Annotated in this window: 17 protein-coding genes and 1 riboswitch; of the genes, 11 read left to right on the top strand and 6 right to left on the bottom strand. The window is 38.5% G+C overall.

Annotated features, from left to right (window positions below):
• Window positions 1-13 precede the first annotated feature (13 nt).
• From HGJ18_RS07015 to xseB, 6 genes are all read right to left on the bottom strand, one after another.
• Entirely contained in the window at window positions 14-316 is a 303-nt protein-coding gene (locus HGJ18_RS07015; protein WP_253695302.1) for a hypothetical protein, read from the bottom strand.
• 299 nt (window positions 317-615) lie between these two features.
• Window positions 616-885, bottom strand: coding sequence for a hypothetical protein (locus HGJ18_RS07010; RefSeq protein ID WP_253695301.1), 270 nt, complete (start codon window positions 883-885; stop codon window positions 616-618).
• A 108-nt stretch (window positions 886-993) separates the two neighbouring features.
• On the bottom strand, window positions 994-2,091 hold the full coding sequence (locus tag HGJ18_RS07005; protein ID WP_253695300.1) for a DUF8086 family protein: 1,098 nt from the start codon (window positions 2,089-2,091) through the stop codon (window positions 994-996).
• A gap of 25 nt (window positions 2,092-2,116) precedes the next feature.
• On the bottom strand, window positions 2,117-2,494 hold the full coding sequence (locus HGJ18_RS07000; RefSeq protein ID WP_002668289.1) for a RidA family protein: 378 nt from the start codon (window positions 2,492-2,494) through the stop codon (window positions 2,117-2,119).
• A 71-nt stretch (window positions 2,495-2,565) separates the two neighbouring features.
• Window positions 2,566-4,386 (bottom strand): DNA mismatch repair endonuclease MutL, encoded by a 1,821-nt coding sequence (gene mutL, locus HGJ18_RS06995; protein WP_253695299.1) that lies wholly within the window; start codon window positions 4,384-4,386, stop codon window positions 2,566-2,568.
• A gap of 11 nt (window positions 4,387-4,397) precedes the next feature.
• A complete protein-coding gene (gene xseB / locus HGJ18_RS06990) occupies window positions 4,398-4,634 on the bottom strand; it encodes an exodeoxyribonuclease VII small subunit (RefSeq protein WP_002668301.1) in 237 nt (78 codons plus the stop codon).
• Window positions 4,635-4,941: 307 nt separating this feature from the next.
• Here xseB and HGJ18_RS06985 point away from each other — a divergent pair, with 307 nt between their 5' ends.
• The 11 genes from HGJ18_RS06985 to HGJ18_RS06935 all read left to right on the top strand — a co-directional run bounded on the left by HGJ18_RS06985 (window position 4,942) and on the right by HGJ18_RS06935 (window position 17,867).
• The gene (locus HGJ18_RS06985; protein ID WP_253695298.1) at window positions 4,942-6,789 is read left to right on the top strand and encodes an ABC transporter ATP-binding protein; all 1,848 of its coding nucleotides are present in this window, start codon (window positions 4,942-4,944) and stop codon (window positions 6,787-6,789) included.
• Window positions 6,786-8,600: an ABC transporter ATP-binding protein gene (locus tag HGJ18_RS06980; RefSeq protein ID WP_253695297.1), complete on the top strand. Its 1,815-nt coding sequence runs from the start codon at window positions 6,786-6,788 to the stop codon at window positions 8,598-8,600. Before HGJ18_RS06985 ends, HGJ18_RS06980 begins: the two co-directional genes overlap by 4 nt.
• A 56-nt stretch (window positions 8,601-8,656) precedes the next feature.
• Entirely contained in the window at window positions 8,657-8,920 is a 264-nt protein-coding gene (locus tag HGJ18_RS06975; protein ID WP_315315651.1) for a FeoA family protein, read from the top strand.
• Between the two features lie 23 nt (window positions 8,921-8,943).
• Window positions 8,944-9,168 (top strand): FeoA family protein, encoded by a 225-nt coding sequence (locus tag HGJ18_RS06970; protein WP_002668304.1) that lies wholly within the window; start codon window positions 8,944-8,946, stop codon window positions 9,166-9,168.
• Window positions 9,169-9,171: 3 nt separating this feature from the next.
• Window positions 9,172-12,006, top strand: coding sequence for a ferrous iron transport protein B (gene feoB, locus HGJ18_RS06965; protein WP_253695295.1), 2,835 nt, complete (start codon window positions 9,172-9,174; stop codon window positions 12,004-12,006).
• Window positions 12,007-12,091: 85 nt separating this feature from the next.
• Entirely contained in the window at window positions 12,092-12,634 is a 543-nt protein-coding gene (locus HGJ18_RS06960; RefSeq protein ID WP_002675501.1) for a hypothetical protein, read from the top strand.
• A gap of 9 nt (window positions 12,635-12,643) precedes the next feature.
• Entirely contained in the window at window positions 12,644-13,657 is a 1,014-nt protein-coding gene (locus HGJ18_RS06955) for a DUF4198 domain-containing protein (RefSeq protein WP_253695294.1), read from the top strand.
• 65 nt (window positions 13,658-13,722) lie between these two features.
• Window positions 13,723-13,926: riboswitch (cobalamin riboswitch) on the top strand.
• Window positions 13,927-14,252: 326 nt separating this feature from the next.
• On the top strand, window positions 14,253-15,071 hold the full coding sequence (locus HGJ18_RS06950; RefSeq protein WP_253695293.1) for a DUF4198 domain-containing protein: 819 nt from the start codon (window positions 14,253-14,255) through the stop codon (window positions 15,069-15,071).
• Window positions 15,072-15,081: 10 nt separating this feature from the next.
• Window positions 15,082-15,267 carry a hypothetical protein gene (locus tag HGJ18_RS06945; protein ID WP_253695292.1) on the top strand — a complete coding sequence of 62 codons (186 nt, stop codon included), beginning with the start codon at window positions 15,082-15,084 and terminating at the stop codon, window positions 15,265-15,267.
• An 88-nt stretch (window positions 15,268-15,355) separates the two neighbouring features.
• A complete protein-coding gene (locus HGJ18_RS06940) occupies window positions 15,356-16,567 on the top strand; it encodes a ZinT/AdcA family metal-binding protein (RefSeq protein ID WP_253695291.1) in 1,212 nt (403 codons plus the stop codon).
• 88 nt (window positions 16,568-16,655) lie between these two features.
• Window positions 16,656-17,867: a ZinT/AdcA family metal-binding protein gene (locus HGJ18_RS06935; protein WP_253695290.1), complete on the top strand. Its 1,212-nt coding sequence runs from the start codon at window positions 16,656-16,658 to the stop codon at window positions 17,865-17,867.
• Window positions 17,868-17,882 lie beyond the last annotated feature (15 nt).

The following is a 17,882-nucleotide window of genomic DNA, read 5'->3' as shown; positions in this document are numbered from 1 at the left end:
AACGATGCAAATTTTAAATAAGCATACGTATAATTTCTGCCAACTTATCCAGCAAAATACCTTCTTTACTGGTATTATGAGCCAGATGATAAAATTTTAATGCTTTCAGGTGTTCATTTCGGTTTGCGTAGTAGTCGCCTATTCTTACAAGGCCGTCCGAATAGCCGGTTGTAATAAAAATCCTTTCTGCAGCAGTTATGTCCTTTTTATTATAAAGTTCATTACCTCGAAGGTTTAGTTTTGCCTTTTGTTCTGCAGTCAAGGTTTTAACGGGCAATTCGCTTGTCTTTATAAAGCCTTCTGTAATTTCTTGCAATATTCTTCCCTTTAAATATACTTATATAAATATTTAAATTTGTATTGTACGACTATAAAAATAGTAAGCATCTATAAATTTAAAACAGTATTAATTGTAAAATGTTACATCAAAGCCTTATTTTAACTACGAAGGCAAAGCATAACAAATCAACATAAAGCTGATCTTATTTATACAATCAATTATCGGATATTATACCCCAGTTTTTGATTTAATTCAATAACTAATGGAAGAAAAGTATAACCAAAGAGTAGAATTCGGACAACTCTTTGGTTATTCGGAAAATGTATTTTTAAATATTATTCATCAAAGTCATCATAATCCAAGTCATCATCGTTATCATATTCAAAGTCTTCGTCATCAAAGTCGTCGTCGAAATCATCATCATCGTCAAAGTCGTCATCATCATCAAAATCGTCAAAGTCATCGTCAAAATCATCATCGTCGTCGAAATCGTCAAAATCATCATCAAAGTCATCGTCGAAATCGTCGTCATCAAAGTCATCATTGTAAGAATCACTAAAAATTAAGGCTTTATCGAATTTTTCCAATTCAAGATTTTCAAGCATAAACAACCCCTTGTACTACTATTGGTTTACATCTATATTATTATAATAGATGAGAGCTCGCATTTTTGTCAACTAGATAATGTCAAATTCTTGTCTTTTTTATATAATTTATTGCCGGATTTTGTATACTATTAGGCCGGAGCGTCCTGTTTCAAAAAATCTTTGTTCTTCCCAGGCCGAAATTATAATATCTTTTCTTATTACGAAGTATGTATAAATAAATCCTTCGGGGAGTACCGGCAGGGCGGTTTCCACCCATTCTTCAGTTTCCGGATCTGTGTAAAAAAGCCGGCCGGTTTCTAAAAGAACGGCCTTAAGGGGGGGGGAAGCGTTTTCAGGTGTAAATTCACATACCGAGGCCGTAATTTCAAAGTCTCCTGCATATGAGGTATTTGAATTTCGGTAAAAAATTACCTGCTTTGTTTTTAAATCTTCCGAAAACATCTCCGCTTTTACGTTTTTTTCAGTCATTTTGAAAATTTTACCTATGCCGCTCTCATCCCGAAAGGCGGTAACAGGAGAAGACGCCTTAATAAATTCTTCTTGACTTATTACGGAATATTTTCCCTTTAATAAGTCTTCAAAAGAAAAAAAGGAAAAATAATCGAATTCTACACGGCCGTCTTGTTCCGTTTTAAAAGCCGCAAACCATTTTTTATTGAATTCCAGGGCTGAAAGCTGTGAAAGATTTTTAAGTTTAAAGTGTTCGGGGCGGATGAGGCTTAAAAGGTCTCCGTTTACGCTATTATAGCGTAAAAGACTTGAAGGGCTTTCATCCTGAAGAATGGAGGAAAAGATGGTGTTTGTATATAATCTTATAAGGCTTCCGACGTCCGTTCTATAAAAACCTTCAGCCGTTTTTGTATAAAATTCGCTTTTTATTTCTATTGTAGGTTCTTCTTCAATTGAAAATGCAGGTAAAATCCCTGCCTTATTTACAAGAAAGAGGGGAGGATCATACATCAGCCCTAAGCCCGACACTCTTACAGCCTCTGTCCACGGCCTAAAGCCTTGCTCGGGAACTTTTTCGGGAGAATCCGTTTGTTTTAAGCATGGAGTTTCCGATTCTGCATCTTGAGTAAAATAATACCAGACTGTGCTTATCGGTTTGGTTTCCTCTTCGGTTTTTTCTTCTGAATAGACGGTTTCAGGTTCGGCCTCTTTGTTTGCACAAGAGGCAAATAAGAGGGCCGAAGCCAGAAGCACAGGAAAAACCCGTACTTTAAATAAATTATGCAAGAGCGATTACTTCTATTTCGACGAGGGCGTCTTTAGGAAGGCGGGCAACCTGTACTGCAGATCTTGAAGGATGGTTTGATGAACCGAAGATTTCTGCATATACCTCGTTCATTGCAGCAAAGTTATTCATATCGCTTAAAAAAACGGTGGTTTTGATTACCTTGTCGATGCTTGTTCCTGCCTGTTCCAAAATTGCCTTTACGTTGAGCAAGGACTGGCGTGTTTGGGCTTTAATTCCTTCAGGAAAGGCTCCCGTAGCAGGATCCAAGGGGATTTGCCCCGACGTAAATACAAAACCGTTTGCCTTAATTCCCTGAGAATAGGGGCCGATGGCTGAAGGTGCTTTGTTTGTTGCTATGATTTCTTTCATATCTAGTACTCCTAAAAATAAAATCTTATGCGTTTATTTTACTCGTTTAAGGTCTCATAGTCAAGCCGAGATTAAGTTCGCTTTATCCGTTTAAAAAGTTCGGTGCGGTCGATTATAAAATAGAGGGGGCGGCCGTGGGGGCAGAGCGGTTCGGGGAGGGCGAAGGTTTTAACCGCTATATTGTATGCAGAAACGGGGTCGATGATGTCGCCGTCTTTGCAGGCGGCACGGCAGGCAGATCTTGCAAGGATATGGTGCATGAGTCCCGAAGTATCCTTACCTGCACCTGCAAGGTCTTCTTTTAAGTCCTTTTCCGTGCCCTGCCATCTTATGGGAACCGCCCTTATAATCCAAAGCCCTTTTTTTTCTTCACTTATATTAAAGCCCGCTTTTTGAAGCTCTTGGAGGTTTAGCCTTATGATTTCATCGTCTTTTTCGGATTCCGTTTCGAGGCGGTAAGGAATTAAAAGTTCCTGCGAGGGGCCGAGGCTTTTTTTTAAGCCTTCAAAGAGGATACGCTCGTGGGCGGCATGTTGGTCTATTATATAGAGGGCATTGTTTTTTTCGACAGCGATAAAGGTGCCGCAAAATTGGCCTAAAAATTTAAAATTGGATTTGGGGAGGTCTTGCGGCAGAGCTGAGACCTCATGAGCAGCAGCCGACAGTCTATGCTGTGCTGCTGACACTTCCTGAAAAGCTGCCGAGGCTTCAAGCTGCTTTATCGGAGATGACGGCCAATAGGTTTTTGTGCTGTTCTGCCGATAGTCGAAGGTATTGCTCTGCAGATAGTTTTTTGTGCCGGCCGGATTATAGCTTTGGTTTAAATCGGCGGCTTCATATTCAGTTTTTTCAAAATCAAAGCCTCGCGTATATTCAGGTTGATAGCTTTCCTTTAAAAGATCGGAAACCGTTTTTTGTTTATAAAAAGAACTTATGGTTGAGCTCAGGCTGTGATGGATTTCTTTATAGTCTTCAAATTTTGCTTCCCTTTTTGCAGGATGAATATTGAAGTCGACTCTTTCGGGGTCTACATTTAAAAACACAAAGGCTGTGGGAAAGCCTCCATTGGGAAAATAGCCTTCCGATGCATAGCAAACGGCTTGAACAAGGCCGTACTCGTTTATCCGCCTTCCGTTTACAAAAATATAGATATTCCGCTTGTCGGATCGGACTACAGCGGGGCTTCCTAAAATTGCTTTAAAAGAAAAGCCGTCGCCTTTTTGGTTTATCTCGTAAAAAAGCTCTTCAGGTTCTTTAAGGCTCATGGCTGCAAGGCATCTTTCTTTTAAGGAAGAATGGGCCGGAAGAATGAGCTTATTTATTCCGTCCGCTATATAACGCATTTCGATATTGTAGTGGGGGAGGGCCTTTTCGACAAAGGTCTGACGGCATTGGGCTGCCTCATATTGGGGGCGTTTTAAAAATTTTTTTCGGGCAGGGAAGTTTTCAAAAAGATTTTTAACTTCGACTGTTGTGCCATTATTTAGGCGGGCAGGAGAAATCTTTCCTAAGGAAAGTTTCCAAGCTGCGGGGCCTTCGCGGGTGGAGGTAATTTCGAGGGAGCTTACCGCCTGCACCGATGAAAGGGCTTCGCCCCTAAAGCCCAAGCTCCGTAAGTGAAGGAGGTCTTCAGCCTCTTCTATTTTGCTTGTGGAATGGGTATGGGTACAAAGTTCCAAGTCTTCCCTTGTCATTCCGCAGCCGTCATCGCTTACCCTTATTGCACTTATTCCGCCTTCTTCGATTTCTACTATAATTTGAGAGGCTCCCGCATCTATCGAGTTATCCAATAGTTCCCGCACAACAGAGGCAGGCCGCTCGATAACTTCTCCGGCGGCTATTTTGCTTGCGGTTTCTTTTGATAAGAGTTTTACGGGCTTGTATTCTCTCATGCGGGCTTCCTTTAAACGTTTTCCGTTACCGTAAACAGGTCGAGTTCCGGCTCTTCTTCAGGCAGTACGGGCTGGTTTAATAAGACTTCAATCTTTCCTTCCATTTTTTCTATATCTTTTTCGAGCCCCTTGGCAAGCTTTATGCCTTCTTCAAAGAGGGAAAGAGCTTTTTCCAAAGGAATATCGGAGGAGCGTATGTCATCGCTTATCTTTTCAAGTTTTTCCAGTCTTTCTTCAAATTTTTTCATAGACAAATACTATCCTTTTTTTTGATGAGGGTCAAGTCTTCTTTACGAATTCCGATAGCGGCGGATAAGCGAAACAATATAATTGACATGATTTATAGATTTTGATAACATGTATCAAAGATTGTAATTTTTAATAGATATAAAATGAGAGGAAAATAAATTGAATAAATAGACAAAAATAGCCGCCGATTACAGATTTTAAGTTTCTTTTAAAACTAGATAACTTCTAAAAACTTCGGTTTTGAGGAGTGCTGTAATGGTGTGCCTTTTAAGTTGTAAACTTTTTTCTTTTGTCTAGGAGTTCAATATGTTAAAGAATTTTATTAAGTGCATCTGCACTGTTTTTAAATACGGAGCCTTTCCGGCTGTAGTCTTATTTTTTCTTTCGGTTTTTACCGGGCTGACCCTTCCTTTTACGGTTTTATATACTCAAAAATTAATCGATTCTATAATTTTATTTTTAAAAGAGTCTGTTGTTTTGTCTTCCGTTTTATGGAATGCTGCTGTTTTAGCCCTAACCATTCTTTTTATGAATCATGTTAATTTTATAAGCAATATAGCCTTTATCTATCTTGAAAAAAAATTGACTTATAATTTATCCGAAGCTATTTTAACCAAGATGCTTAAGATAGATTTTGCATGTTTTGAGGATGCTGCATTACACGATGCATTAAAGGAAATTAGGAGCCGCCCTGCAAAAAAGGTTATAAATCTTTTTAAAGAATGTAGGGCATTCCTTTGTGACAGTATAAAACTTTTTGGAATGGTTTTTATATTTGCAAGGGTTTCCCCTTGGCTGAGTCTCGGCTTTTTTGTTTTTTTAGTTTTAGATTTTATAAACGAATATATTGCAACAAAAAAAATCCAAGCTATCTATGCTTCTCAAGTTTTTGATGAAAGAGAACTCGAAGATTTAAGCTCTATCCTTTCAAATAAGGATGCCTTGCCCGAATTAAAAATATTTTCCGCGATTCCTTTTATCGTAAAAAAATTTAAGGATAAGTATAAGGTTTTATTAAAGGAAAGAATATCGATTACTCTAAAATCTTACCGTTACATGGGGATTGCTTCCGTAATAATGATAGCATGGTTTTCTTTTTTAATCTTTGTTTTGATTAGGTTAATCATAAGAGGACAAGTATCTGTAGGAATGTTTACAGGTCTTATAGCCTCAATAACGGAAATTTATTATTTGCTTGTATTTATGTCTCAAAGTTTTTGGGGCCTGATTGATGATAATAAGAGTATCGGCTTTTTGTACACATTTATGGACCTTCCCCATGATATTCACTATAACAAGATGCGGCATGAGGAAAAAATTTTAGAACAAAACATTTTGGAACAAAAAACTTTCGATAAAAAAAATGCAATCATTTTTGAAAATGTTTCTTTCCATTATCCTAATTCTAAAAAAGAAGTTTTAAAAAATATTTCTTTTAGGATAGAAGCGGGGGCACACATTGCCTTGGTAGGAAAAAACGGCAGCGGAAAAACAAGTTTGATAAAACTGATAACAGGGCTTTATAAGCCTTCATCCGGAAATATCTTTATAGGTTCAAAAAACATAAACTCTATTTCCCGCGATGCCCTTCATAAGGAGTTTAGTGTTGTGTTTCAAGATTATGCAAGCTATCAGATGAGCCTGCGTGAAAATGCAGCACTGGGAAGTATCGAATTTTTAAATGATGATGAACACCTAAAAAAATCCCTTGCCCTTATTTCCGATGATCCGGTTTTTGATGATCTGGATAAGCATCTTGGAAAATTGGAAGAATCGGGAACGGAGCTTTCGGGAGGACAAAAACAAAAACTTGCAATTGCAAGGGCTTGTGTCGCTAAAACTAATTTTATAATTTTTGATGAACCTACGGCTTCATTGGATCCTTCAGCCGAAAAAGAAATGTATCAAAATCTTCAAAAAATTATAGGTACTTCCAATAAGGGGCGGGGCTGTATTTTTATCTCTCACCGTCTTGCAAGTGCAAAAATGGCAGACATCATTTTTGTGCTCAATGAAGGAAGAATAATAGAAAAAGGCTCCCATGATGAACTTATAAAAAATGGCGGCCTTTATTCTAAAATGTACAAGGAGCAGGCCTCTTGGTATAAGGATGAGCCTGACACTAATAAAGTTTTTATGAGAGGAGACTTATGAAAAATAATTATCTATATCGTTCTTTTAAATTTACTTTTAGGGTAAGTCCCGTTTCACATATTTTTGTTTTAATTGAAGAGATTTGGCAGGCCTTGTTTCATTCTATTGCAGCTATTCTTTTAAGCGGTTTTATTGACACCGTTATAGCTTATTCTCAAAAAAGGGTTGAATCTAAAAGTCTTTTGCTTTATGCTTTGAGTTTTGCCTCCCTTTATGTCTTACAGGAATTATGGGCTCTTGTTTATAACGGCTCAATGAATATCGGAATGTATGAAAAACCGAACAATTATGCAAATCTTTTAATTGCCGAAAAGGCTTCACGATTACGCTTAATCGAATTTGAAGATGCAAATATCTTAAACATGTATAAGTATGCTAAGGATAATATAGAAAACGAATATGTGCCTTATCTTGTAATGCGTATGATTTATATTTTTTGCCGATTTATCGAAATAGCTTCTTTAACATTTGTAATAAGCAAATTCGATTGGCAGCTTTTTTTTGTTGCAGGCATTTCGGTTATTCCTTATTTTATTACCCGCCTTATCCGCGGAAAAGAAATGTATAAATATAAATCGATTCAAATTCCTGAGGAGAGAAAATTGGATTATCTTTGGTCTCTTTTTACGGACAAGAGTGCAGGAAAGGAATTGCGCATTTCAAGATCCGATGAGTACATAAAAGAAAAATGGCTTAAAAAGAACAAGGAAGTTTTTGATCCATTTTGGAAGTTAAAGAAAAAAGATGCCTTTTCCGTTTTGTTTTGCGACATGCTTTCTTCTATCGGATATGGAATTGCCGTTTTTATCTGTCTTTACCTTGCCTTAAATAAAACAATCAGCATCGGAAATTTTGGAGCAGCCATCGGTGCTTTTACTATGATTCAGTTTTGTATGCGGAATCTTTTGGAAGCCCTAGGCTCGATTTCAATGTATGCCGCCCACACAAAACATTTTTTCGATTTTTTAGATTTACCCGAAGAAACAGCCTCAGAGTTTAAAGATTCAGTCTCCGTATTAAAAAAATCGTCCGCCGAATCTAAAGATTCTTTTTATAGTTTAAAAAATTGCATCGAATTGAAAAACGTTTCTTTTTCATATCCGAATAAAGATAAAAAAGCTATTGAGGATATAAATCTTTCCATTAGAAAAGGAGAAACAATAGCTCTTATAGGCGAAAACGGTTCGGGTAAGACAACTCTTTCTAAAATTATTTTAGGGCTTTACGAGGCGGACGAGGGTGCCGTTCTTTGGGACGGTACCGATTTAAATTTTCTTGACAAGGATGCTCTTTATAAAAATATTTCTCTTACTCTTCAAAAGCCTGTTCAATATAATTTTAGTTTGAGAGAAAATGTTGCAATTTCAGATTTGAGCAGGATAAACGAAGAGGTAAAAATTATAGAAGCCTTAAAGGAAAACGATGCCGATTATCTTTTAGAAAAGACAGGTGGTTTGGACGGAAGACTTGGGCGTATTTTTAATGGAGCTGAACTTTCAGGTGGAGAATGGCAGAGGCTTGCCCTAAGCCGCTGCCGTTTTAAAAATGCCGATTTTTTAATCCTTGATGAGCCGACCTCGGCCCTCGATCCTATCGAAGAAAGCCTTGTTCTAAAACGGTTTATAAGCCTTATCAAAAACAAAACCGCTGTAATTATCTCGCATAGGGCGGGCCTGTGCAGGCTTGTAGACAGGGTTGCCCTTATGAAAGAGGGCAGGCTCTTAGCTTTAGGTACCCATGACGAGCTTTTTTCTTCTTGTGAGGAGTATAGGAAGCTTTATTCTGCTCAGGCAGATTTATACCGAGATTAAAACTGAATTTCTAAGTTTTTTTCATTTATGCCTTGATTAAAATAAAAAAATAATGTATGTTCGTTGCAACATTTTGTGAGAGGTTGCTGACATTGGTACCCTTAATTATTTTGAAGGAAGGCGACAAGGCCTCCGTACTTAAATTTGACGGAACGGGGGCCGAATTTTCCCGCCTTCGCAGTTTTGGAATAGATATAAATACGGAAATAACCGTTGTTACTTCTCAGGCCGATAAAAAAGGGCCTATTTTGCTTTTGGTAAACGGTTCAAAATATGCAGTAGATTATAATCTTGCTTCTAAAATTTTGGTGCGTTTATAGTATTGAGGAGATTGGAGATTTAAATGACTCTTGATGAATTGGAACAAGGAAAAAAAGGAATCATAGAAGATCTTGAGATAAGCGGAATGACTTTGCAAAGGCTTATAAGTCTTGGGTTTACTCCCGGAGCTGAACTTTCGGTTGTAAGAAAGGCCCCGCTTTTAGATCCCTTTGACATTTCCATCTGCGGTTCGCTTGTAGCAGTCCGCAAGGATGAAGCTAAAAAAATCATTGTAAAAGAAGTTTAGAATATGAAAAAAGAAAAAATAAATATTGCTTTTGCCGGTCAGCCTAACTCCGGTAAGTCAACCCTATTTAACATGATGACGGGAGCTCATCAGCATGTTGCAAACTATCCGGGTATCACTGTCGAGAAAAAAACGGGAGAGTATTTTGCTCTTGACCAATCGGTTTTTATTACCGACTTGCCCGGCACTTACAGCCTTACTTCCTATTCACCGGAAGAAAGGGTAACCCGTAATTTTATCCTCCGTGAAAAGCCCGAACTTTTGGTAAACATTGCCGATGCCTCAAATTTGGAAAGACATCTTTATCTGACATTCCAGCTTTTGGAAATGAACTGTCCTCTTGTTATGTACTTAAACAAGATGGATTCTGCAAAAAATGCAGGCTTGCAAATCGATGTCGATAAAGTTTCTTCTCTCTTGGGTATTCCGATAATAGCCGGTTCGGCCAAGAAAAAAGAAAAGATAAACGAATTAAAAGAACTTATTTCAAGAAGGGCTGAAAGCTCCGAACCTCAAAGTCCCTTTATGCTTACCTACGGTAAGGATATGGAATCCTATTTGGAAAAAATTGTCGAAAAATTAAAGGCTTCTGCAAAGGACGATTTTTTTTCTATTCCCTTAAGATGGCTTGCAATCAAGCTTTGCGAAAAGGATTCCGCAGTTATCGAAGAAGAGGGTAAAAATTTTACAAACTTTGATTCCATTTTAACTTTTATAAAAGAAATTGAAGCCGAGCACAAGGAAAAACATAAGCACAGCTTTGAAATAGAAATAGCTCTTGCCCGCTCCGCTGCGGCAAAAAAAATCGTTGAAGCTGCAGTTTCAAAAAAAGAGCTTGAACAAAAAGCCGTCGAGTCCTTAAATATTAAAAGAAAGATTACCGAGGTTATTGCCGCCCTTATTCTTTGTTTTGTAACCTATGAGATTTTGGATTCCCTCTTTTTGCTTTTGCCGGTTCCTATCTTTGCAAATAGCATTCTACGCTTGATTCTTAGTATAGCCGGAGCCTTTGCCTTTACGGGAGGAGCCGCTCTTATTTATACTAAAGGCGGTTCAGGCAGTATAAATTCAACCGACAGAATCGACAAAGTGCTTTGTCACAAGGTTTACGGTCTTTTGATTTTGGTTGAGCTTGTTTTGGTTTTTTATTGGATAACGGTAGTTTTGGGTTATAAGATGACCGACAAGGTTTTCCCGATATTTAAATTTGTCAGAACAATAGTTTCTCAACTTATTTATCCTGAAGGACTTATAAACGAGGGGCCTTTAAGAGGTTTGTTTTTAAGCGGGATAATTGATGGGGCAATAATGATTTTAAACTATGTCCCAATCTTTTTCTGCTTGTTTGCCCTCATTGCCTTTTTGGAAGATGTCGGCTACATGGCCCGCCTTGCCTTTATCATGGATAGGATTTTACGCAAGTTCGGTTTACACGGACAGTCAACCCTTCCTATGATTCTATCGGGCGTTATAATGGGAGGCTGCGTTGTTCCCGGTGTTATGTCCACAAGGACAATCAGGGATGATAAGTCAAGATTGGTAACGATTCTTATCCTGCCCCTTCTTAACTGTATGGCAAAGATTCCCTTTTATGTTTTAATTACGGGAATATTTTTTACAAGTTACCAATGGATAGTTCTAGGCGGAATTTCATTTTTTACATTGATAGTCGCCCTGATTGTTGCAAAATATTTCAGCCTCTATGTTGTTCACGGCAAGCCTGAACCCTTTGTACTTGAGCTTCCGGCTTATAATATGCCGACCCTTAGAGGTGTTTTAACACGCACCTTTGAACGCTTATGGAGCTTTATAAAAAAAGTTGCAACGACTGTAGTTGCCGTTTCAGTTATAATTTGGGCGGGCGTAAATTTCCCCTCATTGAGCTCTGAAAAAACCGCTCAATATGAAGCAAGAAAAGCAGCTTACATTCAGGACTTTGCAGGAAAATTAAACAATTCCTATTCCCAATATTTTACTTCCGAAAAGGGCTTTATAGAATATCAGCGTTTAACCGAAAAGCTTTATTTGTATGATGCTATAAATCTGTTCGGCGGAGCTAAGGGCATGGAAAAGAATGTAAACAGATTGTTTTTACAAAATCCCGAAATGACAAAAATAGCCTTAAAAGGAAAAATTGAACTCGGCAGTAATATAGGTGCTTTTAAAAATTATTTTGATATGTATTCTTCCGCAAAAAAAGATTTTGATAAGGCATACAATGATGCTCAAGAATTTCAAAAGCCTATTTTAAAGGCTTCATTTTATGCTTATTGGCAAAAGCTGAATCCTTACTTCTTTGCCATTGTCAGAACCGGAAAAGTGAAAATTTCAGGCACAGCTGTAATCGATTCCGAAGCTGCTGCCGCTGCAAAGGCTATACGCCCTGCAAGTGCAGACCTAAAGCTTATCTCCGTACAGCTGCGTAAAGAAACTTTGGAGAACTCCGTTTTGGGATATTTGGGAAAGGCATTGGAACCCGTTACAAAATATGCGGGCTTTGATTGGAAGGTAAATATCGCAATTCTAGGTTCCTTTGCCGCAAAGGAAGCTCTTGTTTCGACCTTGGGCACTATTTACAGTGTTGAGTCTTCAAGCGAGGATTCGGGTAAAGTTTTGGAAGCCCGCATTCAGGATAAGGAAACGGGATTGACCCCATTAGACGGTCTTACTATTATGATTTTGATAGCCCTCTTTCCACCCTGTATTGCTACCGTTATGGCAACAAAGACCGAGACACAGAGTGTGGGTTGGACGCTATTCAGTGTTATGTATCCCGTGGTCCTGAGCTCGCTGGTTGCCGTCCTAGTTTTCCAGCTGGGAAGATTGTTCGGCTTTTGATTGTAAAAGAAATTTAAGGAAAGCCTCTAAAGCTGCGGCTTTTAGAGGTTCACATTTAGGATTATAAATTTATGGGAGTTTATAGATGAAAAAAATATTTATCGTATTTGTTTTAATGATGTGTTCTATTATGCTTTTTGCACATTCGCCCCTATTGACCGTTGAAGATAACGGAGACGGAACTATCTATGTTCAAGGCGGATTTTCAAATGGAGCTTCGGCTGCCGGTGTTAAACTTTATCTTACCGATAAGGCTTCAGGGCAAAAAATCTGGGAAGGAGAATTCCCCGATGTAGGCGAACTCAACCTGCCTATCCCGAATGTTCCTTATACTGTAACCTTTGATGCAGGGCCGGGCCATATTATCGTAAAAGACGGTCCCGAACCCGAAGGCGGTTTCGGCAGTCAGGCTGCTTCTTCTGAAGCCGCAGGAGAAAACGAGTCAGCCGGAGATGCTGCTCAGGCTCAAAAGCCCGTTGCTGTCTCCGGTTCTGCAGGTTGGGTTCCTATGGATACCGTTTCGGCAATGCCTAGTGTCGGTCCTTCGTTTACGGCAATCTTGGCCCTTGTACTTGCCGTAATAAATTCGATACTGATTGTCTTCCTCTTTAAAAAACAAAAAAGGTAGGTGTAAAAAGTGAAAAAGCTATTTTTTTCCGTATTGCTATGCTGGACGGCTTTGAGCCTTTTTGCTCACTTTCAAATTATTTATACTCCGGCTTCGATAATCGAAGCTTCAAATAACAAGGTTGATTTTATAATTTCTTTTACTCATCCCTTTGATTCCGGCCTTACTATGGACATAGGTAAAAATGAAGCAGGCGAAATAAAAGGCTTAAAGGAATTTTATTCCATCCATAAAGAAAACAAGACCGACTTAATGCCCTTTTTAAAAAAGGGGGAATTTGAATCTGCGGAAAACAAGGCCTTTGCATATACCTTTGAATTTGATAAGGAGGCAGGTTTTAGGGGAGGCGGAGACTGGGTCTTGGTTGCCGTTCCTCATCCGTATTTTGAAGCAGCCGATGACGGATATATTCAGCAGATAACTAAGGTCTTTATTAACAAGGCCGGACTTTCAACCGATTGGCAGTCAAGGGTTGCCGAGGGTTATCCCGAAATTTTGCCTTTGGTAAAGCCCTACGATATTTGGGAGGGCGGTGTGATCCGTGCCCTTGTTTTGGACTCCGCTGGGAACCCCGTGCCTTATGCTCAAGTTGAATTTGAAAACATGAACTACGATGTGGATATGGCAAACAAGAAATTTACCGGAGAACCTAAGCTGCAAAAAGCGGGCGCCGGAATGATAATGGCCGATAATACCGGCGTTTTCGAGTTTATTCCTCCTTGTCCGGGATACTGGGGCTTTGCCGCCCTTAGAGTAGGGAAGGAAAAGGAATTCGGAGGAAAAGAACTTTCTCAAGATGCCGTTATTTGGTTTGAGGTCAGTAAGATTGAAGATGCGGTCGAACAGGCCGATAGTACAAAACAAGCCGATATATCTTCTTCTGACGGAGAGCCTTCTGAAAGAGCAAAACCCAAGGAAGGATTTTCGCCTGCGGCCCTGATAATAGTAATCTTGCTTTTTGTGGTTATGTTCGCTTGGCCTCCTATCTTTAAAAAGATTTCGGATAAGGCTGAAAATAAGTAGGAATAGTAAATAAATAAGACTTGTTGGGGGCTTGCTTTTTTTTTGAAAATATTTATAATTACCCGAAGGTTATAGACAAATAAGGTTCTTAAATTAATTTTTAAGATTAAAAGGGAAACCGGTGAAAAACCGGCACAGCCCCCGCTACTGTAATTGAGTTTGTTTATCATAATGCATCTATGTATTGGAGGCATAAGCCACTGTTAATATGGGAAGGCGATAAACTTTAAATCATAAGTCAGGAGACCTGCCTATTTGTAGTATTACGAAATCCTTCGGAGGGAAGGAAAATCGGAAAACTCATTATTGTACAACTCTATTTTATTGTCAGCTTTTTCTATAAACGGAGCTGATGCCTTGCGTTTTTCGTGTTTCCTTTATTTAATCTCCGATTTATTTTTAATTAAAAGTTTGCTGTTCCGTCTTTGGGGGCTTGCTTTTTTTTTAAGAATAAGATAGATTGTAAGTGCTGATTTACATTTGGATTTGAAAAAAAAGATTTTTCCGTGAGTTTAAAGCAAGACTTTTGGTCCTATCTTTTTTTGAACTTAAGATTATGAGTCTTTAGACTAAAATATTTATAGGAGAGTTTTTTATGAAAAAGCGTACAGGAATAGTTTTATTTTTATTCTTGGTATCTATGGCTTCATTTGCACACTTCCAAATGATTTATACCCCGACCTCAAGAGTTGAAGGCAACTCTGTTGATTTTAAGATTGTTTTTACACATCCTGCAGAATCAGGACACGCAATGGATGTCGGTAAAAACGAGGCCGGAGAAATCAAGGGTTTTGAAAAATTCTTTTCCGTGCACAAGGCAAAGATTCAGGATCTTCTTCCCTCATTAAAGAAAACAGAGTTTACAACTTCAGAAAATACGGCTTCAGCCTATGACCTTACCTTAAATAAGGATAACGGTTTTAGAGGAGGCGGAGACTGGGCTCTTATCGCTGTTCCTCATCCTTACTATGAAGGTGCTGAAGATAAGTATATCCAGCAGATTACCAAGGTCTTTATCAATAAGGCAGGTCTTGATACGGACTGGAGTGCAAGATGTGCCGAAGGTTACCCCGAAATCATGCCATTGGTAAAGCCTTACGATGTTTGGGTAGGCGGACTTTTCAGAGGTACTGTTGTAGACTCAAAAGGCAAACCTGTTCCCAATGCGGAAATTGAAGTTGAATATATCAACTTTGATGTAAACATGAAAAAAAGCAAATTTGAGAAGAAGGCAAAAACAAAAAATGCCGCTGCCGTTATTTTAGCAGATGAAAACGGAAACTTCTCCTTTGTTCCTCATAAGGCCGGATACTGGGGCTTTGCTGCCCTCGGTGCCGGAAATGTAAACGAATTTGCCGGTAAAGAACTTTCACAGGATGCCGTACTTTGGATTGAAGCAGTGCCTGTAAAATAAGGATTGCCTTATGACATTGGGAATGGTTTTGACTATTTCGATAGTTGCAGGTGTGATTCTCTTACTCATCCGTAAATATTACAGGATATTTAAGGGTAAGGCTTCAGCCTGCAGCTGCGGAGAAAAAAATATCAATCCTAAGAGCGGCTGCGGTTGCGGATGCTGCGGCTGTTCTGCGGAAAATAAAAAAGGCTAGTTTCTTTTTACTTTAAGTCAAGAATTGTTTCTTGTTTAAATAAAAAGTTAGCTACATATAACTTATATTAACTTAAAGGAGTTTAATTATGGTTAATAAAAGAATGGGTGCAAAGATTGCACTTATACTGGTTACACTCGCAGTTATTTTTACTGCCTGTAAATCAATGCCTGCTGCAAAAGATAATAAGCTTGCAGCCGGAATGGAGTTAGCCGCCTGGAAGGGCGAGTGGGTTTCAGCAGATATTATAAAAAACAACCCGTCTTTAAAGGCAGCTTATAAAAAAACAGCTGCAGATATGCGCTTTTATACACCTGAAGGCCTTGAAGCTGCTGCCTTGGACATGTACAAAACACCGGCGGTAAAGGCAAAGTTTGACGGTACAAACACTGTTCTTTTTACATATTTGGATAAAGACGGTAAAGAAATACAAATTTCAGTCAAATACAAGTACTTGGGACAAAAAGCTGACGGTGAGTATCCCGATTCTATGTGGGAGACTTTTGAGGCTGTAGAAGATAAGCTTGATAATGCAAACTTTAAGTATTTTATATCAATGCCTCCTCATGCTCATGGTGACGGACCAAAACACTGGCATGCCCGTTTTGGAAAATACGGTATTGACAACCTTGTAACCGGTGCAGGAAAATGGCCTACATACTATTCTTCATCTACACCTGAAGCAGAGCTTGTTAAGATGTTTGAATCTTCAATCCCAAATATGCCTAAATGGAATCCTGCTTCTCCCTTTGAATCCTATGCCAAGCACGGTAAATGGATCAACTCTTTATCTATTTTTGAAAATACAAGTAAAGAAGTTGAAGCTGCCTATGCAAAGGTTATAAAAGAATTTGCAGGCAAAAATCCCAAAGGCGGAGATTTTACAAAGGCTGAAATTATTGCCGAATTACAAAAAGGAAATAAATCCGTTAAAGATTATTCCCACATGGAATTTATTGTAAAAGATGGAAAAAATGAACTTGTTTTCTATAAAGGAAATAAAGAGATCTTTAGATCAAGCTATGTTCGTGTTGGTGCAAGTCCTTCAAAGCCGTATATGACGATGAAGGCTGAAAGAAAAGATGCCGGTATGTTTTCTTTGATTTCATTTGTAGTTGTACACGGTAAAGCTCCGATGCTGCATTTCCACTTGTGGTACGGTAATAACGAAAAAGAAATTGAAGAGTTTGAAGGAACTCCTACTTGTTACAGGACAGCTCTTACAGACGCTGAAATTGCAGCAGCTGTAGAGAAATCTGCAAGAACTCTTTTAGAAAGATTAACAAAGGCTAAAAAATAAATTTTGTTGGGAACCTATTTTAGGTTCCCAATTTTTATTAAGTTTATCAATATTTGATAATACCTTATTTTGACATAAGGAGGTTACTATGTCTAATAAAAATTTCGGTGCAAAACTTGTATTAGTTTTAATGGTTCTTGCAGTTATTTTTACTGCATGTAAGTCAATGCCTGACACAATCGGAGGCATGAAAATTGAACCCGGTAAAGAACTTGCCGCATGGAAAGGCGAATGGGTTTCGCTGGATTCCGCAAAAAATGATCCTTCTTTAAATCCTGCATACAAAGAAGCAGCAGCCAAAATGGAAAATTATACCGTTGAAGGTTTCAAATTGACCGTTGAAGGAATGTATAAAACATCATTTTCAAAGATAAAATTTGACGGAACAAACACTGTTGTGTTTACCGTAAAAGATGCTGATGGAAAGGAAAAAGAAATTTCTTCCGAGTATGTTTACAAGGGAAAGGTGCCTGTTATAGGTTATGACGGATATTACTGGGAAACTTTTGAAGCCGTAAAAAATGTACGCGGTCTTACTATGGCAAAATATATTATCTGCTTTCCCCCGCATCGAGATTCCGAAGGAGGACTACTCCATTGGCATGTAAGAACAGGCGGATCCAGTATTGACGCATTGGTAAAAGCAGATCCTATGTGGTGGCCTACCTATGTGTCTGCTTCAATGACAAAAGAAGAACTTGTAAAGAATTTTAAAGATACCATAGGAGCTGTTGCAGGCATGTTCCCAAAATCTCCCTTCGAGCCTTATGCAAAAGAAGGAAAATGGATGAATACCTCTTTAATTTATGACAACACAAGTGCTGAAGTTAATGCAGCTTACGATAAAATCATTAAAGAATTTGCCGGTAAAAATCCTAAGGGTGGAGACTTTACAAAAGCTGAAATTATTGCCGAAATGAAAAAAGTATACGGCACGACAGATCTTTATACCCATATCGAATTTGTTACCGAAGACGGTAAGAACGAATTTGTAGTCTATAAGGACGGAAAAGAAATTCATCGAGCTGCTTATAAGAGAACTGCCGAAAATGCTTCCAAGCCCGGATTGCTTGCTGTGGTAACTGATAAAAAAGATGCAGGAATGTTTACGACAATTTCTTTTACTAACCCTGGCGGAAGTCCTTTACATTTCCATTTTTGGTATGGTATGAATGATGCCGATTTTGCTAAAATTAAAGGAAAACCGACTTGTCTTCCTGCTAATCTTTCAAATGAAATGATTGCTAAGCGTGTTGAAAATACTTGCCGCAAAATTTTAAAAGGTATTGTTGAAAAATAATTGTATTGAGACTTT

The sequence above is a fragment of the Treponema denticola genome, assembly GCF_024181405.1.
Classification (GTDB): Bacteria; Spirochaetota; Spirochaetia; order Treponematales; family Treponemataceae; genus Treponema_B; species Treponema_B denticola_D.
Note: the sequence above shows the minus strand (reverse complement) of the source record. Positions and strands in the feature narration are given on the sequence as shown.